Source organism: Myxococcales bacterium, assembly GCA_016699535.1.
Classification (GTDB): Bacteria; Myxococcota_A; Polyangia; order Polyangiales.
In genome coordinates this window covers 2,356,154-2,382,517 of record CP064980.1, presented here as the reverse complement: position 1 = coordinate 2,382,517, position 26,364 = coordinate 2,356,154, and the positions used below count along the sequence as shown (strand labels likewise).

Genomic DNA, 26,364 nt, shown 5'->3' with positions numbered 1-26,364 from the left:
GCACCGTCTCGCTGCAGTCCTTTTGAATCACAACCTACCTAAAAACAAGTGCTTAGGCACCCAACTTGAGGAAAATCACAATGGAACATGTCAATCAACGAGGCCCACTTGCAGCACCGCAACCAAAACAGCCAAGTTTCGAGCCCTATAGCCGATATGCTGATCTGGAACGCTGGCTTTTCACTTATCTCGTAGAAAAAGCTCCTTCTTTTCCTTTTCCAGAGCTCAAAGAAAAATTACCCACTTACATGGCCTGGATCAACGCCATTGGTCTTGCCATATTTTTCCCTATCTACCTTGTGGCCTCCCTTGTAAGAACCCTGTTCGCACCACTAACTTTCCTCTCTGGCTTTACTTCAGCAGCCATGTACATCGCTCACATGGCTCTAAGCGCTTGCGCAGTCTATTGCAGCATTCGCGCTATTTCTGGATTGTTCAAAAAAACACGTAGTGGATGGACGTGGCTTCTTTACTCTGAACTCTTCAACGTTCTAAGCATGGCTATTGGCCTTTAACATCACCAACATGATCCTATCCATCCTTGGCCTGTATATTCTCTTTCAGATCCGCGAAAGCTACAATTGAAAAGCAAAGGCAGGCCAGCGCAAAGGGTGCTGATCCTGGACGGCTGCATGTGGCGCACAAAAGAAAATATTGGGACAAAAGTAGCTGCAACCCATCCGCAGTTAGTAGTCTTGAAGGGCCAGGATCAGCACCCTCCGCGCTAGCCCATGTCTGCTAAGAACTGCCACATGCGAATAGCTCAGCCTGTTTCAGAAACCCAAGTGGTCTTGTGAGCGTAGAGACGAAGCGCTGCTCCGGGGCGTCTGCATGTGGCGCACACAATTAAACATCGGGAAAACGGAAGTTACAAGCCTTCCGCAGTTCGTGGTCTTGAAAGCCCCGGAGCAGCGCTTCGTCTCTACGCAGCCGTCATCCTTCTAAGTTCCGTGTACTGTATAACCCGATACAGCTCTTACAAAGCCATCGTCGAATTTGACGCTGACTCTTTTTCCTTCAGCGTAGCTTGGGCTGCAGCGAGGCGCGCAATCGGAACACGGAAGGGAGAGCACGATACATAGTCCAAACCTACCCTTTCACAGATTTCAATTGATTCAGGGTCTCCGCCATGCTCACCACAAATGCCCATCTTAATCCCAGAGCGCGTTCGACGAGCTTTTTCAACGGCTATTTTGAGCAACTCAGCCACGCCTTTTGGATCAAGCGATGAAAAGGGATCCACCGTAAGAACCGAAAGCTCATCACCCATGTACTGAGGGAAGAACTTGCCCGCATCATCGCGACTGATACCGTATACTGTTTGCGTCAAGTCATTGGTTCCAAAGGAGCAGAACTCGGCATGCTCAGCAATTTTATCCGCCACAAGGCATGCACGAGGGGTCTCGAGCATAGTCCCGACGGAAAACTCCATGCTGATTTTACGACGATCCAGTACCTCATGCGCTGATTTCTTAACCAGCTCTTTAGCAAGACTCATCTCTTTGGCCGTACAGACAAGCGGGATCATGATTTCCGGATGCAAGCTATGACCTTGTTCATGACAGTCGGCAGCGGCTTCCATGATCGCATGCGTTTGCATGGCATAGATTTCTGGATGCGTTAAACCTAAGCGCACACCACGGTGTCCTAACATCGGGTTGTTTTCCCGAAGGGATGACGAGCGCCGTGAAATCACCGACAATGGTTCACCCAAAGCCTTAGCCACAGCACTAATGTCTTTTTCAAGACGTGGCATAAACTCGTGCATTGGCCAGTCCAGAAGTCGCACGGTCACAGGCAGGCCCTCCATTTCGGTGAACAGGCCGTAGAAGTCTTTGCGTTGCACTTCTTTGAGCTTGGCTAACCAATCACCACGTTTGGAAGGTGAGTCGGCAAGCAGCACACAGCGCACCGCAAGCAATCGCTCTTCTTCAAAGAACATGTGCTCGGTACGACACAAGCCAATGCCCTTCGCTCCAAAACGCCGCGCCAACGCGGCATCTGCTGGCGCATCAGCATTGGCACGCACCACCATGCGGCGGTACTCGTCTGCCCAACTCAGCAACAGATCAAGCCGCTCATTGGATCCAGAAAGAGGCGCCACTTCAATGCCCTGGCCGTAGATGTAGCCACGACTACCGTCTAGACTAATGATGTCTCCTGCTTGAAGCTCCTTGCGTGAACCATCAGCAAGATTAAAACGCACGATTTGCTTTTCTTCATCGATGCTAACCGCATTGGCTCCTACAACGCATGGTTTGCCCATGCCGCGCGCCACGACCGCAGCATGCGAGGTCATCCCGCCCGTGGCCGTCAGGATTCCAACCGCAGCCTTCATACCGCGAATATCATCCGGACTTGTCTCGTTGCGCACGAGCACCACAGACATTCCTTTAGCGGCACGTGATTCAGCTTCTTCAGGAGTCAGGACAATTTGCCCGCAAGCCGCTCCCGGACTTGCCGGAAGGCCTTTGGCCATAGCTTCAATGCCCTTTTTGCTAAGCTCCTTGGGACCTGGAAGCACAGGGTGCATCAATTGATCCAAAGCAGCCGGCTCAACACGCAGCACCGCCTCGTCTTTGGATATCAAGCCTTCTGCGACAAGGTCCGTTGCAATACGCACCGCAGCTTCGCCGGTACGCTTACCGCTTCGTGTCTGCAAGATCCACAGCTTGCCTTGCTCCAGCGTAAACTCAATGTCCTGCATGTCACGGCGATGTTTTTCAAGCTTCTCTATCAAAGTCAAAAGCTCGGAGAAACCTTGAGGAGCAAGCATTTCCATCGAGCTTTTGTTGGATTCTCCGCTTCCATCGCGTGTGCGAATGGTCGATGGCGTGCGCGTACCGGCCACGACATCTTCGCCTTGCGCGTTTTGCAAATACTCACCAAAAATATGCTTGTCACCATTGGACGGATTGCGGCTAAAGACCACCCCGGAACCACTGTCATTGCCGAGGTTTCCAAACACCATAGTCTGAACGTTGACTGCAGTACCCCAATGCTCTGGGAAGTTATACATGCGCCGGTAGCTCTTCGCGCGAGGATTCATCCACGAATCAAAAACCGCCGAAATAGCTCCCCACAGCTGCTGTTGTGGATCTTGAGGAAAAGGAACCCCACACTGCTCTCTAATAATGCTTTTGAAACTCACTATCAATTCACGCAGAGCTTCCTCAGGAACTTTAGGATCAGGCATGCGCGCATCGCCAAATTTGGTTTTGACATTGACGAGCTCGTTTTCAAACGCTCGCCGTTCGGCGCCAAGGACAACGTCGCCGTACATCATCAGTAGACGCCGGTAAGCATCGAGCGCAAAACGCATGTCACCGTGTTTGCGTCCCAAGCCTTCAACGGTCTCGTCATTAAGGCCAACGTTGAGCACGGTATCCATCATACCGGGCATCGAAACACGCGCACCGGAACGCACCGAAACCAGCATCGGATTTCCGGGGTCACCAAAGCGTCGCTTAACTACCTTTTCTACAGCCGAAAGCGCTTTTCCAACTTGCTCACGCAAACTTTCGGGATAACGTTTATCATTGGCATAATATTCCGTGCAAAGCGCGGTACTCAATGTAAAACCGGGAGGGACGGGAAGGCCTAGCGATGCCATTTCACTAAGGCCTGCTCCTTTTCCGCCGAGCAAGCTCGGATCCCCCGGTTTGCTCTCGGATGTTCCAATTCAAACACGTAGGTCTTGGTCATGATGATGCTTACATACTACGCCAAGCAAATAGTAAAAAGCCTTTTGTTTGTATTTTATCAACTTGCGTCCGCTTATTGGTTGCGGGAATAATTACATAATTCTACAATGTACATGTTAGGATATTGCTTATGAGTAACAAGCGCTGGCGTTTGGTTGTCACCTCATTGGGAGGTTCGCGGGTTCTGCAAGAAACGGAAGTGGCCGCGGACAACTGGATCACAGCATTACGCCTCGGAAAAGAAGAAATCGGCGAAGACGGTGGCTTGCCAAGCGGCGCGAACTGCGATGTGCAAAAAGACGGCAAAGTCACCATCCTTGATACCAAGGGCCAAAGAAGCTACGTGCTCACCCCAGATCAGCCGCCATCAAGCCCCCCTCCCTCTGCTTCGCAGTACCCACAAGGCTTAAGTGGCGCCAACCTTTCAGCACGACCATCAAACGCTGCTGCGTCTGCAAGCAACCCGCCTCTGAAGAAAAGTCGCCCTGTAAAAAAGACCATGGCCTACGGACAAGCTATCGACATCAACGCAATCGCTGCTGCCCAAGCCGCGCAGCAAAGTGAAGCTCCCCATAAAAACAGCGGCGAAAGTGGCTGGACACTTTTAACCCAGCGCGATATCGACCCGACCGATGATGCACCACTCCTTTATAAAGAACGTGCCTACACCGTAAACCCAGGAACAGCTCTCGATGTTGCAGAGCGACTCTTACGAGGAGCTTTTGAAATGCTTCGCGCTGGCATCGCTATGAAAGCGCGTGGCAAATACATCAGCATGGCAGTGTTTGATCACGCCTGGAGCGAAGCTCCTTTGTCCGCACCACTCATCACCTTAGAATGGAAAGACTGGCGAGGGATCCATACGTCACCACTGCAAGCGAAAGCACTGAACCAGCCCCGCAAACGCAAAGAGAGGCTCCCACGCCTTTTACTTCGGCTGCGCCACAAGCACAAAGCCAAGCGCCGCTATCTTCCGCGCCAACTGCTCAAAGCCATACGCCCGCACCTTCCGCCGCACCTCATGCACAAAGCCAGGCGCCCGCATCTTCTGCTTCGGCTGCGCCACAGGCTCAAAGCCAAGCGCCGCTATCTTCCGCGCCAACTGCTCAAAGCCAGGCGCCCGCATCTTCCGCCGCTCCTCATGCACAAAGCCAGGCGCCCGCATCTTCTGCTTCGGCTGCGCCACAGGCTCAAAGCCAAGCGCCGCTATCTTCCGCGCCAGCTGCTCAAAGCCAGGCGCCCGCATCTTCCGCCGCTCCTCATGCACAAAGCCAGGCGCCCGCATCTTCTGCTTCGGCTGCGCCACAGGCTCAAAGCCAAGCGCCGCTATCCTCCGCGCCAGCCGCACAAGACGAGGATTTCTTACCGATTGCACCAGTACAGACGGGTCGCTCCATTAGTCCATTGCGACATCACAGCACCTTCACGAGTGAACATGAAGTCCGTTTGGCGATCGTGTTTGAAGAAGTTCAAGACATGCACCTACTTAGCACGCCTGCCGAAGGACTGCATTTTACGACTCAGCTTCTAAAACAACACATTAAGTGCGAAGCTATTGGGGCTTATCTTTACGACATCAATGCCCATAAATTCCGCCTGGTCTCCGCTGAAGGTGAACAATCAGAGCAGCACACAGGTGAAGCTGTCTCGTCTAACGGAGGCCTGCTTCACGCCGCAAGCGAACTCATTGAAGAAGCCTTTAACGTTCCTGATGCGAAGTCCGATCCACGTTTTGATCCCGCCATTGATGGGCACTTGCTTGCCGATCCTAAGAACATGCTACTCATCGCTTTGCATCACGAAGGACGATTGCTCGGCATACTTCAGCTTTGCAATCGCATTGGCGAAGAGGCCTTCAACGAAGAAGATTTTCATATCGTAGACTACGTCGGCAATCAGCTGGCCGATTTCGTTCACCAAGCACGTTTGCGTATTATGGCTTCGTAGTATTTTTAGCGGCCGACTCATTGGCAGCAGTTGTCTCTAAAGCAGCCACGGAAAACTCTTCTTCTAAATAAGGCTTCAATGCTTCAAAGGGCTCAGCGAAAAGTCTTCCGTTAATAAACAATGTGGGTGTGCCGCGAAGACCCAACCCTTGAGCCTGCTCCAAATCGGCATCGAGCAAAGCTTGGGTTTGCTCGGATTTCCAATCTTTCTTAAAACGCTTTAAATCTAGCCCTATTTTCTTTGCAGAAGCCAAAATGCTTTTCTCGGATAGCTCACGCTGATTCTGAAACAACGCGTCGTGCATCGGCCAAAACTTATCTTGAGCTTGCGCCGCAATGGCCGCCTTCGCTGCAGGGATGGCCATCTCATGTTGAGGTAACGGAAAATGTTTTAACCCAATGCGTATCTTACCATCGTATTCTTCAAGCAACTGTTCCAGCAGCGAAGCCGTAAGTGCACAAAAGGGACATTCAAAATCACTAAAAGCAAGAATCGTTACTTCGGCGTCCTGATTGCCGCGAAACGCAATCGAATCGTAATCGAAAGCAACTTTAGCCCGCGAATCAAAACGCAAGCGGTAGAGATCTCCGATGCTGTCAGTTGGATAGTTATTGGAAACAAGTCGCGCAATGTACTCGCTTGCTAACTCACAGGTTGGCGAGCACGAAGCATCTTTGGGTGCTGGCCCTTTGCACTGCAAAATGCTTTGTTTTGTAGCACAAGGAGCTTGAAGCGAGCTCACAAGCTTGCGCCATTGATCTTGTTCTTCTTGCAACAAGCCTGCTGGCGCATCACTTGAAGCATCCGTTTTCGCCACTTCATTTTTTTTTGTATTCGTTTCCTTAGAAGGAAGCTGCGAAGAAGCGCCACCGCAAGCAATCAAAAAGAAACAACCAAAGGTAACTGCCAATCTGAACATAGGCGTTCTAGAACATATGCCTCATATCTTGGCAAGCACAGTTTAACCGTTCGGGGCATCTTGTTTGCCAGGGCTTTTCGCGAAAAGTTGTGTTTGCAAGCGGAGCTACCGCGCTTGTTCTGATAGCTCACTTTGTCCCGCCCTGAAGGAGTGCAGCACGGTTATTCAGTAGGGGCGCCTTGGGTGATCCATGACTGCAACATCTGAAGCTCTTCGCGATCAAGCTCGAGGCCCAACTCGGGCGGAGGCATGGGTTCGCCCAAAATAACCGGATCCGCTAATACTTTGTACATGAGATAGCTACGCGCAGCTCGCCCTTGAGCAGCAAGCACATCCAAAATAGCAAGATCACTTAGGGTCCTAGCGCCCGCACTGCCTCCTAAGCCCGCAGTACTGCGAAAGAATTGCTTCGACGGCATACCAATCGCTGTAGTGCGAATGCCTTCGGCGGAGGATAAATCAAGGCCCAAAACAGACCTCTCGGCGGAATCATGACAGGCTTTTATGGCACACTTTTGCTCAAATATCGGCATAACCGCAGCGAAACCGACAGGCTCTGATGCCGCTAGCTCTTCGTCATATTCGGATCCGGTACGAAACTGCAGAACAAATTGCTCCGACTGAGGCTCTCCTCGTAAATTTTGCAGGTTTTGAAGCACCCAGCGATAAATGACGCCAGCCTTAAGCCCGGCGGCACTCTCCGGAGACGCTATCACCCGCGATTCGACCATGTCCCAGCGCAACGCAAGCGGCACCGGACGCGTACCTGAGATGAGCCGCAAGTTAGCAGATTGAATGCTGCTCGGATGCAAGCGCTGGTTAAAGTCGGCTACCAAAATTGGATTGCGAACAACGTTCTGAGCGCCGGCCTCCGGACTAAAAACAAGCAGCTCGGGACCGCCCTGATCTGAACTTACAGAGCGCTCCGCGAGGTCACAGCCACATAGGAAAAAAGCAAATAAAAACCAACGATTACGACTCACTATAGATGTTGAGCTGATCTTTGACGACCTCAGGGGTCACGCCTTTGCCGATGTATTCTTTCAAACAATCGGCAATGGTCACCAAAAACTCATCCAGACCTTTGTCCTCGATAAGCTTTGAGAGCAACGCCCGGGACTCCCGGCTGTCGTCTTCGCGCAGAAATTGACGCACCTTGTCCATGGTGATGTCGCCTTCAAAATCGATGTAAGCATGCTGAAGCAAATATTGAACTAACTCGTTCACGGTACCTCCGTGGCGGCACTATTACATACACAAGCCCGAAAGGTCCATATGACAACGTCTGCAAGCACGATCATTCGTCCCGAGGAATTTTTGGCAATTGGCCGAAAACCCTGGCGGATGCGGTGAAATCCCTGCACCCAGGCCCAAGCCGCCATGGCAGCTCACGCAATCCTGCTCCGAATGGCAGCTTATACAACTGCTTAATGAACGCTGGGCCTCGATCGCATGACGAGAAGGTCCCCGAACCCAGACCGCAGCTGGAGGATGAAACCGACCTGGCGCTCTAGTATTTGGAGCTGAAGTACTGGCAATCCCGAGACGTGCATGGCAGGCCATACAAAAGCTTTGGCTCGCATGGCAGCTCGTGCACCGGTCGCTTTTTCTGCGCGCAAGTTGGCCATGGGTGCTTAGAAAATCGTTCGGATGAATACGCCAAGGCCTTACTTTGCCATCGTGGCAGTCCACACAATCTTTTTCTTTATGGCAGTTGCCGCAACGCGACGCATTGTCCGCAGCTATCCAGCGGTGTGACACCATAAAATCAAGGTCATGATGCATACCACCAAGCCAGCGTGGAGGATTGAGCCAACCTTCCTTGAAGCGGCTTTTCATTCGACCATCGGAAAGTGAAAGGTGACAGGTGGTGCAAGTCGCTTTGGCGGCTGAATTGCTCTTGCCATGGCAAGCAAAACAGCTTCGCATCGACGGCATGCTTTGCTTCGGGCCGATTGATCGATGGCAGCTAAGACAACTTGCTTTATTTTTCGCGTGAACCTTATGTGAAAACTTTAAACGCGCACGCGCAGGGGCTCCCGACGCGACCGATTTGCCAGCTGAAACACTTTGGAGCCTGTGGCAATAGCCGCACGTCGCTTGCTGCTCGCCGCTCACTATAGGCGATGGCTTTTCACGAAGCTTCGCGTGAGCGGAGGTGAGCTGCTCTTTATGACAAGGCAGGCAATTTTCCGCCTTGGCCAAAGGTGCATCGTAAGCTTGTATTCTCGACTTGGACGCTTCATGACAACGCATGCAACGAAGCTTTTTGTGTTCACGATGATCGTGATTGACTTTGATGCCGCGATGGCTTGGCGGATAAATAAGAACGGATACGGATGCCTTCTCAGTATCCTTCGCGAGCACGAGGGCTGCGATGCCAAACAGCGAAACGCACAATGCCACCAGAGCTATTGCTTTTTGCTTCATCGCCAAGCCTCGACTTTCAAGACCAGCAAAGCTCTAAGACGTTGTGACACCACTCGGTTAGCGGCGTGATTGAGCTCAGCTAAAACCGTGCTTTGGGCGCTTAAGCGATATTCCATACCCAAGCTTTCTGAAACCGAAACACCTTCCAAAACATCTTGAAACGGATCATCAAATTGCCAAAGGGATGCGCGCGCACGCAGCAGCATCCGTGCATGAAAAGGAAAGCTCGTCGAGGCAAGCAGGCCTGAGACTGGCCCAAGATTGCCCGAAAAAGCAAAGCCAGATACATGCCATCGAAGCGCCGCTGTCCGAAAGCTTGCTTTGATTTCAGTGCCCACATCAATATCGTTCGAGTCTTCTAACTCGGCGTAGCGTCCAATAATGTTGGAACTCACCACAGCATCCGCGGAAAGCTTAATGCGTCCGCCTGCACTCAACTCCGAAATCGGTGCCGTCTGAAACCAAGCCCAAATACTCCCCCAATCAAAGCGCGGCAATCGTCGATCAAAGGCGACATTTAGCCCCCAGTCTTCAAAATCAGCATCAGCTCGTGCAAAGCCATGATAGAGCTCGCCATCAACGAGGTCAAAGGAAGCCGCAGCCGAACAGTTAAGCCAGGCCGCAGGATGTGCATCCACGCTAAGCCCGGCCCGTTTGGCTGCAATGCCGCTGCCTTCCCAAAGCTGCCTTACGCTAGCAGACAAACGCAGGTCTTGCCCCGCATTCAAATGCACATCGCTGCCCGCAATCCAAGTGATGAGATTGGGCTCAAGGTAAGGGGCCCTTGCCTCATCCAAACCTTGCACATCCAGACGCGCTGGACCTTGCGGTGAAAAAGTCTCGCTGCCAAGCACGCTGTTTGCGCGAACGACCGATCCCAAATAAAAAGAGCTTTCAAAAAACGATGCCGGGGCAAAGCCAAAACGTGCGCCATCCAGCCTGCGAATACCAAGCGTATTCCACCAAAGCATGCGGCCCGCTCGGAAGGACACCCCGCCAGGAAGGTTCGATACTTCAAGATACGCGTTCGGTGCATCCAGCATCGTCGGACGATAGAAGGGCTGATAAAATCCCGGCTGGCTGCCGTCACCATCCAGACCGCAAAACACATCGCCGACCAAACAACTTTGTCCAAAGTCGTGATCCAAGCGCAGTTGCAACACCGTAGAGACCTTGACGCGCTGCTCGTAGTGCTCGCGCCGCCCGAGCGCGCGCTCGCCATCGGGCTCATCGGCGAAAAAACCAGTCCAGCGCATGGCAACGTTTTGGGTAAGCCTGCTGCGCGTGAAATAGGCCCCGCCGCGCGGACCACGCACCTCGTAAGCATGAAAGCTGGTATCGGAATCCAGTTGCACATCCGAGGCTTCGGCAAACTCCGCATGCCGATTGGCATAAAAAACAACAAACATGCCATATTTGGCATATATGAAAGGATTTTCATGACAACCCTGTCTTGATCGTATCAGCACAGTTTTAGTGCCTTTCTTATCGCTTAAAGCTTGGTGCATTGGCCACCGCTTCGGCATCAAAGCCGCGATCAACATGGTGCATGCATGCGACAAAGGACGCGTTTATCCTACAAAAAGACAGATTTTTAGCCCCAAAAACTCGCTACCTGATGCTCCAAACGACTAAACTGGAACTTCGGTACGCGCAATTTCTGTGGCTACCACGAAGAGAAAGAGGAGATGAGTATGAAGTCTTGGCTAAAAATCAGTATCGCGGCAGCGTTCTTTGCGCTCTTTGCTGTGCAAGCGCAGGCACAAACAGCAACCTCGAGTTTCACGGTGACCGCCACGGTTTCATCGAATTGCACGATCTCGACGGTAGGCATTACCTTTGGCAGCTACGATCCAGTCGTTGCTAACGCAACCAATCCATTGGATTCAAACGGCACAGTAACCGTAGCATGTACCGCTGGAGCTTCCACCACTGTTGGTATGGACCAAGGTAGCTTCCCGACAGGCACATCCACAGCAGCTGCACCCGCCAGACAAATGGACAGCGGCACAGCTCAACTTAGCTATGCGCTCTACCAAGACGCAGCGCGCACCACGGTTTGGGGAGACGTTGGCACACCATCGGTGGTCACATACAACTCTACTTCCACCACACCAACGACCATCAACATCTACGGACGCATCCCAGGCGGCCAAGATGCTGATACCGGAACCTACACCGACACTGTGACCGCAACGGTCTCGTTCTAGGGCGAGGTCTTCCGTGGCCATGCGCCAAACTTTGCTTACTTTACTTGCGTGCGCTGCTGCATCGATCGGTGGAGCTGCGCACGCAAGTACCTTTAACGTCAACCCGACTCGCCTTGATCTCAAGAGCGTCAAATCGAGTGCCATGCTGGCGCTGCGCAACACCTCCAATGACGATTTACGTTTCCAAATAGAGGCTTTTGAATGGAAGCAAAGCTTGGATGGCAAAGTCGAACTCAAACCCACTCAAGATGTGATTTTCTTTCCCCGCATTCTCAGTATCGATGCTGGCAAGGCACGAAACATTCGCGTTGGGCTGAACAAAGCTTCGCGAAAAAACAAACAAGCCGACAATGGCGCGTTAAGTCGTGAAAAAACGTACCGCATCATCGTTCAAGAACTTCCTTCGCGAAAAACGAAACAAGATGCTCAGCAAATCCAAATACTCACAAGGATGAGCATTCCTATTTTCGTTGCACCGAAAACCCCCATCACAAAAGTAAGCCTCGGCAAAGCGACCGCAAAGGAAGGTTGTTTTTCTTTTGACGTTAAAAACGAAGGAAACGTTCATACCATGATGGGTGAAGTGTTGGTCAAGGGTCTTGGCCCATCGAAGCAAGAACTGTTTTCAAAAACATTACCTGGCTGGTACGTCCTTGCCAAAGACAAGCGTCGCTACGAAGTTGAGTTGCCTAAAGCGCTTTGCTCAAAGACTAAAAGTCTCGAAGTCCTCAGTTCGGCAGAACGATCGCCTCTCGCATTGAGCTATTCACTTCCGCCTGAGGCATGCCATGCGCAAAAATAGTTTAGGCCCCAAACCCAGGTCATGACGCCCATTTATTACGATGAACCCACGCGGACAACAGCACAGGCGCAAAGCCAGAGAGATACAAGGGTTCAGCATAGGTGTGCAAACTCCCCACCTTAACGTCTGCAAGCTTACATCTCAGTTATTGCTACGAAGCCTATGTTTTGTAGTGCTGTTTTACCTCACTTCACCGAACACCCTCGCCTCGGCACAGGATAAAGCTGTCGATAAAGCGACACTCGAAAACAAAGCGCCACAAAAGAAACGAAAAAAGAAAAAGACCGAAGAAGCAGCCAAACCGCCAACTCAAGCGCAAGAGGAGCCCGAAGACAAAGCAGAGGAGGACGTAGGACAAAAGGCTATTTTGACCTGGTCCGTCAATCATTCAGAGCAAGGCGAAGTGCAGGTGCTGCTTAACGATGGCGATGTTTGGATGCCCGCCGAGGAGCTCACACAAAGCGGTATAGACACAAGCGATGGCGAAGAGAAAACGATTGATGACATCAAGCACCTGTCTTTGGCATCGCTCGTACCCCATGTCACCTACAAGGTGAACGAACAAACGCTTCACCTCGACATTTCAACGGATCAAGTACTAGCCAACAACACCGTGCTTGATTTTTCAAAACAGCGCAAACCCGATGACATTGAATACCGAACCGACACGAGCGCCTTTATGAACTACTCACTGCGTTTGCTCGATTTTGAACGAGCAGATGCTTTTAGTGAAGCAGGGCTTAGTTTCAAAGGGCATCTTCTGTACAACAATTTTTCGGTTCGAAACGATGGAAGTTTCGTGCGCGGCCTAAGCAACATCACGCTTAACAGCCCGAAAGACATGCGCCGTTTGATTGCTGGCGACAGCTTTAGCAACAACGGAATATTGGGCGGCAGTCTGTTTATGGGCGGCGTCAAAATTACCAAGCAATTTGATCTCGATCCTTATTTTGTGCGCTTTCCATCCTTTGGTATGAGCGGCGCAGTGCAAACTCCTTCGACCGTGGATGTCTATGTCGATGGGCAACTCGTGCAGAGTAAGCAAATCGATCCCGGCACCTACGAACTGGACAATGTACCGCTCGTCACTGGAGCAGGAAACGCTCGCGTAGTGGTTCGTGATGCCTTTGGTGGCCAGCAAACACTTTCTTCGCCTTACTACTATTCGACGGGTGTTCTGAAACCGGGCTTGCACGACTACAGCTACGCCCTTGGCGTGCGGCGCGAAAACTTCGGCACAGAAAGCTTTAGCTATGGAGACCCTGCGTTTCAGGGCTACCATCGTTTAGGTCTCACCGATTGGCTCAGTGCGGGGCTGCGCGCCGAAGCTGGCGAATCAATGGTAAGCGGTGGACCGACGGCTACTTTTCGTTTTCTCTTTGGTCAGTTCCAAGCAGGGGTTGCAGGCAGTCACGAGTCTGGCCAAAACGGCGTTGCTGGCTCGCTAAGCTATTCGTATTTCTCAAAGCTCTTCAGCGCAGGAGCTCTTTTTCGGGCGCAAAGCAATGCCTATGCCATTGTGAGCCTGCATCCTGAGACCAACCGCACCCGCATCGAAGGCAATGTCTATGGCGCTTTGCCGATTGGATCCAGAGCCAGTGTTACCCTGCAATATACCACAGCCCGTTATCGCGACGAGCAGCAGCGTGATCGGGTGGCGTTGCTTGGTCGTGTGCGCATCACGGCGCGAACGAACCTTGTTGCAACCACCGCCTATCAAAACATCAACAGCCAAGATCATTTTGAGAGTTTCGTATCCCTTACGCACTTCTTCGGCGACAACACCACGGCATCCGTAGCGCACACTCAGTTTGATAAAAAAATTACCGAATCCCTGCAGGTGCAGCGGCCTCTTGGCTGGGGTGAAGGTTACGGCTACCGGGCAAACTTAGCAGTCGGTGAGACAGATGCGGCATCAGTCCTCGGGCAGTATCAAACATCGTTTGGGCGTTACGAAGCAAGCTTCGAGCGGGTCAATGGCCAAAATAACGCCGTACTGACCGCCGCAGGTGGCTTTGTGTTTATCGATGGAAGTTTGTTTCCGACACGCCCCGTCATGAACAGTTTTGCACTCATTCAAGTGCCCGATGCAAAGGATGTACGCGGTTATCTCAACAACCAACAAGTCGGCACGACCAACAGCTCAGGCAATCTATTGGTGCCCAACATGCTTGACTATTATGGCAACCGTCTAAGTATCAATGATCAAGACCTGGACCTTGATCTGGAACTGGATAGCAGCTCGAAACTCATCGCGCCGCCCTACCGCGGTGGCGTAGTTGCTCGCTTTGATATCAAGAAAGTACAAGCCATTTATGGCCGTGTTGTTATCATCGACGGAGATAAAACAATCGTTCCAGCCTTCGGTGAACTGAGCGTACAGGCAGTAGAAGAGGCCCTAAGCTCTCCGCTTGGCACAGCCGGCGAATTCTATTTGGAAGATTTCCCTGCTGGTGGTCACTACAAGGCACACATCGAACATGAAGCAGCAACGTGTGATTTCGCCATTAACCTAAGTGGCGCTACGACAAACGAATCGATTCGCAAAGTGGGTACGCTCCGTTGTATTCTCAAACAACCAAGTGCGAAAGACGACAAAGCGACGCCAGACACGCAAAACGAAGATTCGACTACAGACGATAGCGAGAAGAAATCAAAGTCTAAGAAAAGCAAAAAGAGCAAACAGCCAACGCCCAAAGCCGAAATAAAAAAATGATAAGGTATCGCGAGGTAAAAATGCCAAGTAAGATGCGCAACTGCCTAAAGCTTTGTCTTGCAGCCTGTGTGGTGATGGCACTTTCGTTGATGAGTCTGCCAGCTCAAGCCGCTAGCTGTGGTTTTACGGCCATCGCGGGACTTAGTTTTGGAAGTTATGATGTGTTTGGTCCCAACGCCGATACGGCAGGCAGCATTAGCTACAGTTGCAGCGGAGTGCTGCCCGGCGATGTCGTTCGCATCGATCTAAGCATTGGCGGAGCGCCAAGCTACTTTCCTCGCCAAATGCAAAGCGGCGTCCATCGCTTAAACTACAACATCTATCTGGATGCTTCCCGTACAGTGGTTTGGGGTGATGGTAGCGGAGGCAGCTCGACTTACGGTCCCTTGATCCCAGCAGATGGAGCAGCAACCACGGTTAACAGCTACGGTCGCATCCCCGCGGGCCAAGACGCCTATGTGGGGACTTACACGGACACCATCATCGTTACCATGACTTACTAGGCCCCAAAGTCAGCCGTTGATCCCGTCATAGTTGAAAAAAAACCAAATGATTTCGACAAAAGCTGGCCTGGAATGCTTCTTGCTTTATGGTTAAGGCAATGACCTTCCGCCTGCGAGTCGTATGGAGTGCCCTTGGCCTATGCCTAGTCAACGGGTGTGAACCCAATGGACAAGGAATCGAGGGAAAGGATCAAAGCGCTCAAGAGGGCTTTGCAGCTTACGCCGACGCAGCAAACAAACGAAATTGTTTAGAAGCGCTTGCATGCGAACCCGACTCCCACGCCATAGTGCGCCTGCTGCACGTGTTGTTTGATGAGCCCCCATGTTTTGACTCTTGGTCATGCCAAACTTTCGGAAATATTTTGGGTGCGCCCACCTCGATTGATGTGGAAATCGTAGCACCAAGGATCGAGTATTTTGGATCACCAGCCCCTGAAGGAAGTCCTCCGGGACCAGACCCTTTCGTCGTCAAAGCGGCAGCCGACGATTCTCTCAGCGCATACGAACGTAGCTATGTACAAAGTCTCGCTATGCATCACAGCTCCGAAGATTTCCAATGTCCCGGCTCATCCACAAACCTCTCCTTAGCTCATTGTGCTATACCCAACGACGCATCCTTAGAGGGGGTTCAAAGTCGCGAGGTATATGGCGGACAACCCTATCTTCTAGACAATGCGTCGCAATGGACCGTGCCCGTTCTACGTGTTTTTAGAGGTGGAGATTACATTGTGCCAGCCGACTACTCACTTATTGATCCCAACACCATGGATCCGTCACTCCTCGATCAGCAAACCGGTCTTTATCCCTATCCAGACGCCAATGCGAACACATGCCAACTCGTATCGTCTGGACAGAGCACAGTGACTTGCGGATGTGAATGGCCAGATGGCGATGAGACAGAACGAGCCTGCACCAAACGCGTTGAAATTGAACTCCACGCCGAAGGAGAAAACTGCGAAGGACGCGGTATCGCTGTCTTTGAGATCATTGCCGATCCAGTCTCCTCGCTTGGCCCTCCCAACAATCTCGCATGCATACCCGCGTATCCCTAATGTCGCGAGCATAAAACCTTTCACGATATGCTAGGATGATCAAAACCTAAACCAGGCGGGCATTCGGTTTTCAACAAGGGCCGCAAATGCCTAAGCCATCGCCTGCGGATGCGAAAAACCCCACGGAACATGGACAAGCCATCACGAAACAAACGAACGGTGCTTGGACCTTGAAATGCCAAATCAACCGGCATTCTCTGCAGCTGAAAACCTAAACAACGAGCCAAGAGCAAAAGCTCAACGTCTCCTTCGAAACGGTTTTCGTGCATCAAGGGAAAGATGGCATCGCTTGTTTCTGCACGCATTGCTTTTAGTCCGCATTGCGTATCACCAAGCTCCATCCCTAGTACAAGATCAACGACTTTAGCGAAACATTTTGAAACGAGGCGTCTGAACAATGGCATTCGAGTAATGTAGTTGCTAGACGGCCAATGCCGATCCCCGACGACTATGTCCGCACCGCTTGTCTTAAGCAGTTCCAACATGGTCTTGAGATTGGAAAAATCACAAGAGCAGTCCGCATCCGTAAACATGCGAAGCTCGCCGCTCGCCGCAGCCATCCCCCTAGCAATGCTGGCAAACTTACCCTGGTTCTGCTCATTTCTCCGGATCCCTATCTCGGCAAACGGTAAAGATTCAATGCAGGCGACGCTTTTATCCGTGCTCGCATCGTCAACCACGATAACTTCAAAAGCGAGTGGCTCGCTTTTCAGAAACTGCACGAGCGCAGTCATACGCTCTTGAACAAAGGACTCCGCGTTGTACATCGGGACGATGACTGAAAGCATAACCCTTGCCTTGGTATCGTTTACTTGCACTTGTTTACCGACTAAATCTGCTGCCATGCCACCGGAGCTCGCCGTTCATTCACAAACCAATCCCACCACCATGGTTTAACCAAGGACTTAAGACTCCATCGCTTTACAAATTCGTTTGGACCTTGGGTTACCGCAATATACCTGTCCTGCCAAATCTCATGGTGATGTTGTTTTAAAAGCTATCAAGCACTTTTTTATTCCGCACCGCTTGTTTATCAATAAGCAGTACATTTTTCCCCGGGCTTTGCTTTTTCGCGACAGGGAGTATGAAACGATGAACATCTTCGTTAGGAGCATCCAAATAGTAACGCAGCTCAATACGCACATCACCGAGCGAACGATCAATGAAATAGTGTGTATGTCGACCGTAGCGCTTGCCGAGCTCCTTAAACCACATGGCCTTATCAAACTGTTCCGGGTAAGGCTCAACATAACTTGCATGCCCCGTGGAAACGGCCCAGCGAAGCTGCCTTACCGTAAAAGGAGCTTGAAACACAAACAGGCCCACGACAAGCAACAAAACGCTCCGCTCACCAGGAAAACGAAACCAGCGCTGAGCCGCGAGGCTCAATGCATACAAAAGCTCAGCACCGCCAACCGCAATTGCGATATTGAGATACAGTGTCCAGTACGCATGCAGTGAACCTGCCTGTTTGAACAAAGTCGATTGAACCAATTGAATTAGCAAAAAGCTAAAAGGGATCATGTCTCGCGAGACAAAACCTTTGGCTAAACGCAGCAAACGGAACAGTAGCCATGAAGTAAGCAGGACATGGGGAAGCCATCCACGCAAATCCTTGCTCCACTGCCATTGGCTCTCAAGATAGTGCTTCCAATCGAGGGGCTGGCTGCGCATACGAAACGAAGCAATCATTTCACCGAGGCCACCTTTAAGATGATAGATCCAACCAAAAAACACAAAAGCGTTAATCCAGACGAGCACCGCTAGAACTAAAGCTAGACTCCAAGCAAACGGCCACTGCCTATGCTTTTTCCACAGCGCAAATCCTAGACCGAGCTGATGGAGCCAAATGAAAAACGCAAGGTAGTAACCAGGCCAGTCGTACTGCATGGCCATGCAAAGGCAGGCGAAACTGAGCATGGCCCGGCGCGTTGCCCTTTGCCGTTCATGCCAATACAGATGCACGCCCAACGCAGCCAAACACCAAAACATGCCGCCTTGCTCGTGCGAGACCAGATGCGCAAAAATCACATCCTGAGGAATGAGTGCATAAATGCTCACCGCAAACAGAGCAGTCAGCTGACCATAAAAATGCCTGACAACAAACCATAGGAGCACGAACAACGCCAAGGTATAACTGAGTGGCACAAGCCGTGCGGCCCACTCGGAAAAACCAAAAAGCGTATGCGCCACAATAAGATGAAAGTTCAACAACAAAGGATGGTTGGTATAAAAATCAGCGGGCTTCGGCGGCTCAAAGCCAAAATACTGCCACGCTTGACCGACGACGCCAAAACGCAATGAGTTGCGAGCCGCTTGACTCATCGACGCACCCATGTAGCCGTCGTGCCCCCACTGCCAGTAGTTGCCAATACCGTACAAACACAGCAACGCGAAGAACAACGCTATCGCAAGAAAAAAAACTCGGAAAAGCCAGACCTTGTTTTCAAGTTCTGTTTCGGATCGAAAAGCAGCCACAAGACCCACACTTCTAGTACAAAGCACAAGCTATCGGCAAGCCTTGCCAGGCCTAGCTCAGCACCCTCGATAAGAACGCAAAAACGCCATGGACCATGGCCCGATGCGCTTGGTGAACGGTAAGCTCGCAATAGAGCAATAACACTCTTGAGGATAGATAGGCTTTTTGAGAGTTTTATCCCACCGTGTTATAAGTAGCCTAGAAATGAATCCTCGAGCTAAGGGCTTTATCATAGGGCTTGTGCTGTGCATAGCTTGTGGAAGGTTGCGCTTGATCCGCTTGGAACAAACGATGCAGCAACGCCAGATACCGGGTCATCCGATTCCGATGCTGGAAACGACGGCGGCAGTATTGGACCCGGTAAAGTAGGTGATCCATGTGGTGATCCCAGCGAGTGTGACTCTCTTGTCTGCGAAAACAATCTTTGTGTGGCCGCTACTTGCTTTGATCAAGTGCAAAATGGCAACGAAGGAGGAGTAGACTGCGATGGCGATTGTGCGCCTTGTCCTGACAATAACTTAACCCGGAGCTGGCAGACCTCAAGCGCAACGCATCCTTTGCGCCTAGCAGTCCCGAAAACGGTCTATCACGAAACACGTCAAACGATCATGGTCTATGGCGGAGTTGATCAAAACGACAACATTCGCGATGCGTTGTGGGAGTACGATGGAAACAGTTGGACCAATCTTTGCGATCCCTGTGGGGTGGGCACCTATACCGATGCAACCATGACTTATGATAGGACCCGTGATGTCCTTGAAGTGTTTATAAACGATGGGGGCACCGGACGTATTTGGGAATGGGATGGCAATAGCTGGCAACTTGCTACACCCAATGGAAACGCTCCGAGCTTTCGAGCCTCGGTGTACATGGCCTATGATCCTATCCGTCAACGTACCGTGGTGTTTGGTGGCTGGAATGGCTTCGATACACTTTATGACGAGGTCTTTGAATACGATGGTAGTGCTTGGTACGGGCCCTTCACACCCGCCACGCGGCCGAGTGCACGTTGGGATGATAGCAACTCCATGGTTTTTATGCCCATAGCCATGCCCAATCCCGACTTACGCAACAAGATGGTCGTCTACGGCGGCACCTTCTCCTTAAGCTACGTGCCGGGCCCCGGCGAAGCCTTGGATGACATGTGGGCGTGGAATGGTAGTAGCTGGATGCAGATATGTACCAACTGCACCGGAACCCCGCGCGGCTTTGCCCACTTTGTTTACGATCCTGCCACAGGTCGAATTGTTCTGAGCAACGGTTGGGACGGCTATGAAATAGCTGGAACCTGGGAATACGAATATCCAATCGGGTTTTCCATTAGCAATGCACTTTTTCCAGACGCCAGAGACAGTGGCGGCATTGCTTACGATGCTTTGCGTAATGTCATTGTTCAATACGGTGGCAACGGTGATCCATGCCTGGGATCCGGCGCGGGCAACGGTCAATGGAACTGCGGCGAGACTTTCGAATTTACGTTGCCTTGAACGGCTTAATTATGACGAGCAAAGATCACTTGATCGCACTTTAAGCATCAGACATGCATCTGTACCGGCAGAAACGCAAAACGCCATGCCGAAGCATGGCGTTTTGCGGTTGAAGGGCCGATAAGCCGAGTCCTGTCCTCAAGCCTTGTTACCTTGGCTTGAGTGAAGGTCATTCATCTAGGCCCTTTGTCACCAAAGGGCTCAAGCAACGTCACCCGGAAACTTGGATGGGCCATCCTCAAACGCTTCCCTATTTCGTCTTGCTCCTGGTGGGGTTTACCATGCGAGCCTTGTTACCAAGACTCCGGTGAGCTCTTACCTCACCCTTTCACCCTTACCACATGGCCAAAAGCGATGTGGCGGTTTACTTTCTGTGGCACTTTCCCGGAATCACTCCCGCCAGCCGTTAACTGGCACCGCGCCCGATGGAGCTCGGACTTTCCTCCTGTTTCGCAAAGAAGCAGGCGACCTTCTGGGCCGCTTCAACTCCCCCAAGCTAACTCTCAATTGGCTAGCATGCAATCATACAAAACGCTCGATGTCTAACGGCAGATAACTCCGCAACACTCAGAATAGCCAATTCAAAGCTTTACGCAGCCACCGGTAGGTTTTTTCTGAATATGGAAACCAGAAAGGGTCACGTTTCATCGTCAAGCGATCAAAACACAAATGCCGCTGCTCGCACATCGCAAGCAGACCTTCTTCGCCATGCACCCGTCCGATGCCACTGTTTTTCAATCCGCCAAAAGGCGCTTCGGCAATACCATAGCCGCTTAGCACGTCATTGACCATGACCATGCCGGCACGCAGCCGCTTGGCCAAATCACGCGCTTTGATCGGATCTTGACTAAAGACGTAGCCTGCCAAGCCAAGCTCGGAATCATTTGCAAGGTCCAGTGCCTCGTTTTCATCTTTGACTTTCATAAAAGGAAGAATCGGGCCAAAAATCTCCTCGCGCATCACCGCCATGTCCTGCGAGCAAGCACTTAAAACCGTCGGCTCAAAAAACAATCCTTCGCCCTCGCGAAGCTTTCCGCCCGTCAGAACGGATGCACCCTTTTCCTTGGCATCGGCAAGGAGCCGTTGGGCAACATCAACTTGAGGCGGAAAAATAATGGCCCCAACATCGATATCTAAACTTGCTGGATCCCCTTGCCGAAGTTTACTCACAAGCGCAACGACACGGTCAAGCAAAGCGTCGTGAATCTTTTCATGCGCATACACCCTCTCAACACTGATGCACACTTGACCACTGTTAACAAAACCACCGTACACCAAGGCTTGGGCAGTACGTTCCAAATCTGCATCCTGGCAGACAATCGCCGCGGCTTTTCCGCCCAACTCAACAGTGCAAGGCATCAAACGCTCAGCACAAGCTGCTGCAACCTTGCGTCCTGTGCGAACTGCGCCAGTAAATACCAGCTTATCAATTCCAGCATCAACCAGCGCCGCACCTGTACGCCCATCCCCGGTGATCAACTGAAAGAGCTCAGGATCCATTCCCGAAGCATCAAAGAGCTCTTTTAACTTTAGTGCGATAAAGGGCGTTACTTCACTTGGCTTTAGAACGACTGCGTTACCCGCCAGCAGCCCTGCCACCACATCCCCTGCCGGAATCACGAGAGGAAAGTTCCAAGGGAAATGATCCCAACCACCCCTCGCGGAAAGTAGTGAAGCTCGCTGCGACGATGCTTCATGAGATGTAACTTAAGTCTCCGGGGCGCAAGCCATGCTGGGCCGCGTTTTATGTAGAAGGTCATCAAATCAGCGGTGACCATCACTTCTTGCACCAAGGCTTCCATTTTCGGCTTACCGCACTCTTTGACCAGTGTATCAACCAGTTCATCGGCGCGTTTAACGACTTCATCACGAAACCTCTGCATGCTAAGCGCACGCTCACGAGGTGAAAGAGATGCCCACCGTGCTTGCGCCGCCCGGGCGCGACTCACCGCGACTTGCACCTCGGCGGTTCCCATCAAGGGGACTTCACCAAGTTTCTTTCCGGTAGCAGGTTCTATAATCGTCAGGCTAGAAGAGGACGCACTCTTAGCCGACCTCGATGAAGACAGCGTGGCTTCCATCCACCCAGTGTGCGATTAATCGGCGCCAAAGTCCAACGAACCCGACGGTCCATATAAAATACGCGGGAGGGGCTCGTATCCTCCCGCGTAGAAAAAAGCTACTGCAGCTTGAAATGAAATTTTTTAACTCACGTAGTCTTTGAGTCGATCCACATGGGTGTCCCCTTGAAGCCTGGATAGACCTTGGGTTTCAACTTGACGCACACGCTCACGTGTTAGGTTCATAATTTCTCCCACCTCTTCAAGCGTGATACCGCCTCGGTCAGCGATGTCCAAAGCACAGGTCTCGGACATCTCCCACACTTCAAGGTCCGGAAAGTTAACTTTAATCGAACCGCGTACCGGATGGATGTCGAGATAAAGGTGGTATTTGCACGAAACAAAGGGACATGGCCTCTCCATATCAGCACATTGCTCTCTTGATACGGGCCGCCAATAGTCCGCTTCAGGATAGAGCAGACGACCTTGATTCAACTCCGTCTTACTAAGGCGACGAATGGAAATGGTGCGCGCACGTGTTCTTGCTCGACGTTTACGACGACCGCGGCGTTCTGGCTCTTCTGGACTAGAGTTAGGCTCAACAGCTAACGCAAGAGATCCATGGCTACTTGGCATCTCAACGGTTTGTGGTTCGGGACTGCTGTTTTCGCTTATCGCCTCGTTGTCTTTTTCCATTCTTCCCCTCCTTAGTGTTGCTTGCCCGCGTAACAGTCGCGCCCTATACAGCTAAAAATTTTCAAACCGCCGCCCTCGCCATGCGCGCTTGCATCGAAAGCCGCTGTTCAATGGATCGCAGTTTGTTGATCAAATCTTGCGCAATGGTGGTGGCTTCGCTGATGGCCCGTGCATTGATTGGATCAACCGCACCCTCAGCGACGCTGACACCTGCGGCTTCGCTGATATGCATGAGCACACGCTCGAGCTGTCGGCTCAGTACATCGAGCTCGCCGCGAACGAACAGAAACTCGCGCTGGATTTCATCCATCGTGAAACCCTGCGCCATCAGCTGCCGGATCCAGTCGATTTGCCGAACTGCGGTAGCCGGATAGAGGCCCTGAGAGCCTTTGTGTTTGCCTTTTCGCCCGACGCGAACGCTTCGTGGCAGCAAACCAAGCTGAACGTACTTTCGAAAGGTCGCTTCCGTTAGCTTGTCACCCTGTCCAGTAAAAACCTCGACAATTTGCTGAACCGTCATGCCCCGCGGGTGCATCCGCTCAAGTCGCTCAAAGTCTTTTTGTGTCCAGGATGTTCCCATTAATAGATTCTATTTATTGAATGCACATGAATGTATTCTAATGAATAGAAACATGTCAATCACTTTTTATTAATTTATTAAACAACTTATTAAACGCTTATCTATGCGACGAAAAGAAGAAAGTAAGGATATATCCTACATGTAGTTTCTCGAGAGAGATCGTGTCAAGAAAACGACAAAGACAGATCTTGGTGAGATTTTTCAGATCTCATTCGACTCCGTGTAAAACCGCACTATGGATAAACGAGCGTGGCGACGTTTTCGAAAAAACAAAGGAGCCCTTGTTGGCGCCATCTTGGTGGGCATCATCACCGGCTTGGCGTTTATCGGCCCCTATATCGCCCCCTTTGATCCCAACCAACAGTTCAGGGATGAAGGACTCGATGAGCAAGGAGCACCTGTCGCTCCCAATCGAATGTTCTTATTGGGAGCCGACCCCATCGGTCGAGATCAACTCTCAAGACTCTTGCATGGTGGTCGCATCTCGCTACAAGTGGCCTTTTTTGCAACGCTACTTGCAACAGCGATTGGCCTCTTCATAGGGATTACAGCAGGCTATTTTGGAGGGATGATTGACAGTCTAAGTATGCGCGGCGTCGACTTACTCCTATCGCTGCCCTTCCTTATTATCGCCATTGCCATAAAGCGAGTGATTGCTCGGCCGGACTTATGGACATTGTACTTGCTGTTGGGTTTTCTTTCATGGACCACCCTTGCTCGCATAGTGAGAGCCAAAACCATTCAGATTCGAGAACAAGAATTCATCTTGGCCACGCACGCTCTCGGCATGTCGCACGCTCGTATTTTAGTGCGCCATGTTCTGCCAAACGTTTTGGGCCCTACCATTGTGATTGCAACCACGATGGTGGCCCAGATGATCATCGTCGAGTCCGCGATGTCGTTTCTTGGGCTAGGTGTTGAACCACCACAAGCAAGCTGGGGTTCAATGCTGCACGATGCCCAGGAAATGCTGGCTCACTTTCCGCGCCTCGCCGTTCAACCTGGTCTGCTTATTTTAGCAACGGTCTTTGGTTTTAATCTTCTGGGAGAGGGGCTCCGCGATGCATTGGACCCAAACAGCTAAGTGGGCTTCAACGCTAGCCCTTGTTTTGCTTTTAGGCTGCCCAAAGCCTCCGGACGGTCCGCGATTTATGGGTGCCGGACACAACGAAGCACAGCACGGCGGAACTTTTGTTTTTCATCACGAATCGACCGTAAAGAGCCTCGATCCGCACATGGCCTTTGATGAGTTATCAAACATGGCGATTAAGCTGATGTTTGATGGACTGCTCGACTATGACAATGAGACCAACATGGTTCCCATGTTGGCAAAAAGCCTACCAAGCATATCCGATGACGGAAAAACGTTTATCTTTGAACTGCGCAAAGGAATTCGCTTTCATAACGGCAGAGCATTGACCGCACACGATGTACGCTGGTCGATGGAGCATATGCTAGACCCCGATGTAGGCTCTCCGGGCTTCACTTTCTACACACAGCTGCAAGGAGTTGATGCCTACCGAGAAAAGAAAACCAAGCACATTTCAGGCATTACAGTAAAAGATAACTACACCATCGAGTTTCAGTTAACCGAGCCTGACCAAACCTTCCTGAATGCCATGGCCATGACCTTTGCTTATCCTGTGCCAAAAGAGGTCTATGAAAAATATCCAATGGCGGTCTCGCAACATATCTTCGGAACGGGTGCATTCAAACTGCAAGAGTGGGAATCGGGAGTCAAACTTGTTTTTGGGCGCAACAAAGACTACTGGGATAAACCTCGTCCTTATCCCGACACCATGGTCTACCTTGAAAACTTAACACGAGATGCCGCCATGATGCGTTTTCGCAACGGCGAGTTGGATCATGCTCATCGCTTTGCTCCAGCGGATTACCTCTTTTTAAAAAACTCATCCAAATGGGCTCCTTATCGCGCCGAGTATGCGGATATTAACCTTTGGGGCGTGGTGATGAACTGCGGCATGCCGCCTTTTAACAATGTGCACCTGCGCCGAGCAGTATCGTTCGCTCTTGACCGCGAAGGGTGGAAAAAAGCGCGCAATAATCGCTTACGGGTCACCGATCAACCTATCCCGCCACCTCTGCTTGGTTACGATCCGGAACTTAAGGGCCGACAAACGTACGATATCGCCAAGGCCAAGGAAGAAATGCGACTAGCCGGCTATCCGGAAGGCCTACCCGAAGAAGTTGATATGTGGATTGGACATGGCAACACGGGTCGCTTTTACGGTGAGCTTACCCAACAAGACCTAGCAAAAATCGGTATTAAAATACGGCTAAAACCTGTTGCCTTTGCACTCTACCTGGAAGAAACCGGCAAGCCCAACCGAGTACCGATGATGATGTCGGGTTGGTCGCAAGACTTTCCTGATCCTGCTGACTTTCTCGATATTCTTTTTCACAGTCGCGCGATTCATGAGCATGATTCAGAGAACCGTTCTTTTTATCGAAATCCCAAACTTGATGCGCTTTTGGACAAAGGGCGTATCGAGCAGGACAAGGAAAAACGTCGCGTCCTTTACCTTCGGGCATCGGAAATACTTGCTCAGGATGCCCCATGGGCGTTTATGTGGAACGATTTAAAAACCGAAGCATGGCAGCCCTATGTCAAAGGCTATACCCCACATCCAGTTTGGTCTGAAATGTATCGCGACGTGTGGCTTGACTTGCCCCGCAGACGCATCGCGCAAGCAGCACGCCGTTTCAAGGAAAGCTTCTTTGCTCTGCTTGGCCCTCTTCATAAAGGTAACAATTGATG

The 26,364-nt window shown here is 51.4% G+C and carries 23 protein-coding genes and 1 other RNA gene; 11 read left to right on the top strand and 13 right to left on the bottom strand.

Annotated elements, in window-relative coordinates:
• The first annotated feature begins 80 nt into the window (after window positions 1-80).
• Complete coding sequence (locus IPJ88_11260) at window positions 81-515, top strand: hypothetical protein (protein QQR88805.1); 435 nt, start codon at window positions 81-83, stop codon at window positions 513-515.
• Between the two features lie 461 nt (window positions 516-976).
• Here the strand turns inward: IPJ88_11260 and IPJ88_11255 are convergent, their stop codons facing one another.
• Window positions 977-3,682, bottom strand: coding sequence for a pyruvate, phosphate dikinase (locus tag IPJ88_11255; GenBank protein ID QQR92024.1), 2,706 nt, complete (start codon window positions 3,680-3,682; stop codon window positions 977-979).
• 152 nt (window positions 3,683-3,834) lie between these two features.
• Between IPJ88_11255 and IPJ88_11250 the strand changes: the two genes are divergently transcribed.
• On the top strand, window positions 3,835-5,235 hold the full coding sequence (locus IPJ88_11250; protein ID QQR88804.1) for a hypothetical protein: 1,401 nt from the start codon (window positions 3,835-3,837) through the stop codon (window positions 5,233-5,235).
• Window positions 5,181-5,651 (top strand): GAF domain-containing protein, encoded by a 471-nt coding sequence (locus IPJ88_11245; protein QQR88803.1) that lies wholly within the window; start codon window positions 5,181-5,183, stop codon window positions 5,649-5,651. The genes IPJ88_11250 and IPJ88_11245 overlap by 55 nt, the downstream gene beginning before the upstream one ends.
• Here IPJ88_11245 and IPJ88_11240 read toward each other — a convergent pair.
• The 5 genes from IPJ88_11240 to IPJ88_11220 all read right to left on the bottom strand — a co-directional run bounded on the left by IPJ88_11240 (window position 5,638) and on the right by IPJ88_11220 (window position 10,409).
• A complete protein-coding gene (locus IPJ88_11240; protein ID QQR88802.1) occupies window positions 5,638-6,468 on the bottom strand; it encodes a thioredoxin domain-containing protein in 831 nt (276 codons plus the stop codon). The two genes, IPJ88_11245 and IPJ88_11240, sit on opposite strands and share 14 nt — an antisense overlap.
• A gap of 263 nt (window positions 6,469-6,731) precedes the next feature.
• Window positions 6,732-7,553, bottom strand: a complete 822-nt coding sequence (locus IPJ88_11235; protein QQR88801.1) for an Ig-like domain-containing protein — start codon at window positions 7,551-7,553, stop codon at window positions 6,732-6,734.
• Entirely contained in the window at window positions 7,543-7,797 is a 255-nt protein-coding gene (locus IPJ88_11230) for a hypothetical protein (protein ID QQR88800.1), read from the bottom strand. The genes IPJ88_11235 and IPJ88_11230 overlap by 11 nt, the downstream gene beginning before the upstream one ends.
• Window positions 7,798-7,818: 21 nt before the next feature.
• Window positions 7,819-9,000 carry a hypothetical protein gene (locus IPJ88_11225; GenBank protein ID QQR88799.1) on the bottom strand — a complete coding sequence of 394 codons (1,182 nt, stop codon included), beginning with the start codon at window positions 8,998-9,000 and terminating at the stop codon, window positions 7,819-7,821.
• Window positions 8,997-10,409 (bottom strand): hypothetical protein, encoded by a 1,413-nt coding sequence (locus tag IPJ88_11220; protein QQR88798.1) that lies wholly within the window; start codon window positions 10,407-10,409, stop codon window positions 8,997-8,999. Before IPJ88_11220 ends, IPJ88_11225 begins: the two co-directional genes overlap by 4 nt.
• Window positions 10,410-10,694: 285 nt before the next feature.
• On the opposite strand from IPJ88_11220, the gene IPJ88_11215 reads away from it, so the two are divergent.
• The 5 genes from IPJ88_11215 to IPJ88_11195 all read left to right on the top strand — a co-directional run bounded on the left by IPJ88_11215 (window position 10,695) and on the right by IPJ88_11195 (window position 16,283).
• Window positions 10,695-11,210 (top strand): spore coat protein U domain-containing protein, encoded by a 516-nt coding sequence (locus IPJ88_11215; GenBank protein ID QQR88797.1) that lies wholly within the window; start codon window positions 10,695-10,697, stop codon window positions 11,208-11,210.
• A gap of 19 nt (window positions 11,211-11,229) precedes the next feature.
• Complete coding sequence (locus IPJ88_11210) at window positions 11,230-12,012, top strand: fimbria/pilus periplasmic chaperone (GenBank protein QQR88796.1); 783 nt, start codon at window positions 11,230-11,232, stop codon at window positions 12,010-12,012.
• Window positions 12,013-12,184: 172 nt separating this feature from the next.
• Window positions 12,185-14,728, top strand: coding sequence for a fimbrial biogenesis outer membrane usher protein (locus tag IPJ88_11205; protein ID QQR88795.1), 2,544 nt, complete (start codon window positions 12,185-12,187; stop codon window positions 14,726-14,728).
• 20 nt (window positions 14,729-14,748) lie between these two features.
• Window positions 14,749-15,231 carry a spore coat protein U domain-containing protein gene (locus IPJ88_11200; GenBank protein QQR88794.1) on the top strand — a complete coding sequence of 161 codons (483 nt, stop codon included), beginning with the start codon at window positions 14,749-14,751 and terminating at the stop codon, window positions 15,229-15,231.
• An 86-nt stretch (window positions 15,232-15,317) separates the two neighbouring features.
• Window positions 15,318-16,283: a hypothetical protein gene (locus IPJ88_11195; GenBank protein ID QQR88793.1), complete on the top strand. Its 966-nt coding sequence runs from the start codon at window positions 15,318-15,320 to the stop codon at window positions 16,281-16,283.
• Between the two features lie 20 nt (window positions 16,284-16,303).
• On the opposite strand, the gene IPJ88_11190 is transcribed toward IPJ88_11195, so the two are convergent.
• Together IPJ88_11190 and IPJ88_11185 are read right to left on the bottom strand one after the other, a co-directional pair.
• A complete protein-coding gene (locus IPJ88_11190) occupies window positions 16,304-17,128 on the bottom strand; it encodes a glycosyltransferase (protein QQR88792.1) in 825 nt (274 codons plus the stop codon).
• A gap of 145 nt (window positions 17,129-17,273) precedes the next feature.
• Window positions 17,274-18,761 carry a glycosyltransferase family 39 protein gene (locus IPJ88_11185; GenBank protein ID QQR88791.1) on the bottom strand — a complete coding sequence of 496 codons (1,488 nt, stop codon included), beginning with the start codon at window positions 18,759-18,761 and terminating at the stop codon, window positions 17,274-17,276.
• 246 nt (window positions 18,762-19,007) lie between these two features.
• On the opposite strand from IPJ88_11185, the gene IPJ88_11180 reads away from it, so the two are divergent.
• Window positions 19,008-20,249, top strand: a complete 1,242-nt coding sequence (locus IPJ88_11180) for a hypothetical protein (GenBank protein ID QQR88790.1) — start codon at window positions 19,008-19,010, stop codon at window positions 20,247-20,249.
• Window positions 20,250-20,354: 105 nt separating this feature from the next.
• Here IPJ88_11180 and rnpB read toward each other — a convergent pair.
• The 5 genes from rnpB to IPJ88_11155 form a co-directional block, all read right to left on the bottom strand.
• Window positions 20,355-20,735: RNase P RNA component class A (gene rnpB, locus IPJ88_11175), an RNA gene on the bottom strand.
• Between the two features lie 81 nt (window positions 20,736-20,816).
• Entirely contained in the window at window positions 20,817-21,869 is a 1,053-nt protein-coding gene (locus IPJ88_11170) for an aldehyde dehydrogenase family protein (GenBank protein QQR88789.1), read from the bottom strand.
• Window positions 21,866-22,330 carry an aldehyde dehydrogenase family protein gene (locus IPJ88_11165; protein QQR88788.1) on the bottom strand — a complete coding sequence of 155 codons (465 nt, stop codon included), beginning with the start codon at window positions 22,328-22,330 and terminating at the stop codon, window positions 21,866-21,868. The genes IPJ88_11170 and IPJ88_11165 overlap by 4 nt, the downstream gene beginning before the upstream one ends.
• Window positions 22,331-22,453: 123 nt before the next feature.
• Entirely contained in the window at window positions 22,454-22,945 is a 492-nt protein-coding gene (locus IPJ88_11160; GenBank protein QQR92023.1) for a DNA-binding protein, read from the bottom strand.
• Between the two features lie 121 nt (window positions 22,946-23,066).
• Window positions 23,067-23,585, bottom strand: coding sequence for a hypothetical protein (locus IPJ88_11155; GenBank protein QQR88787.1), 519 nt, complete (start codon window positions 23,583-23,585; stop codon window positions 23,067-23,069).
• A gap of 235 nt (window positions 23,586-23,820) precedes the next feature.
• Between IPJ88_11155 and IPJ88_11150 the strand changes: the two genes are divergently transcribed.
• Together IPJ88_11150 and IPJ88_11145 are read left to right on the top strand one after the other, a co-directional pair.
• Window positions 23,821-24,669 carry an ABC transporter permease gene (locus tag IPJ88_11150; protein ID QQR88786.1) on the top strand — a complete coding sequence of 283 codons (849 nt, stop codon included), beginning with the start codon at window positions 23,821-23,823 and terminating at the stop codon, window positions 24,667-24,669.
• Window positions 24,647-26,362, top strand: a complete 1,716-nt coding sequence (locus IPJ88_11145) for an ABC transporter substrate-binding protein (protein ID QQR88785.1) — start codon at window positions 24,647-24,649, stop codon at window positions 26,360-26,362. The genes IPJ88_11150 and IPJ88_11145 overlap by 23 nt, the downstream gene beginning before the upstream one ends.
• Window positions 26,363-26,364: the final 2 nt, after the last annotated feature.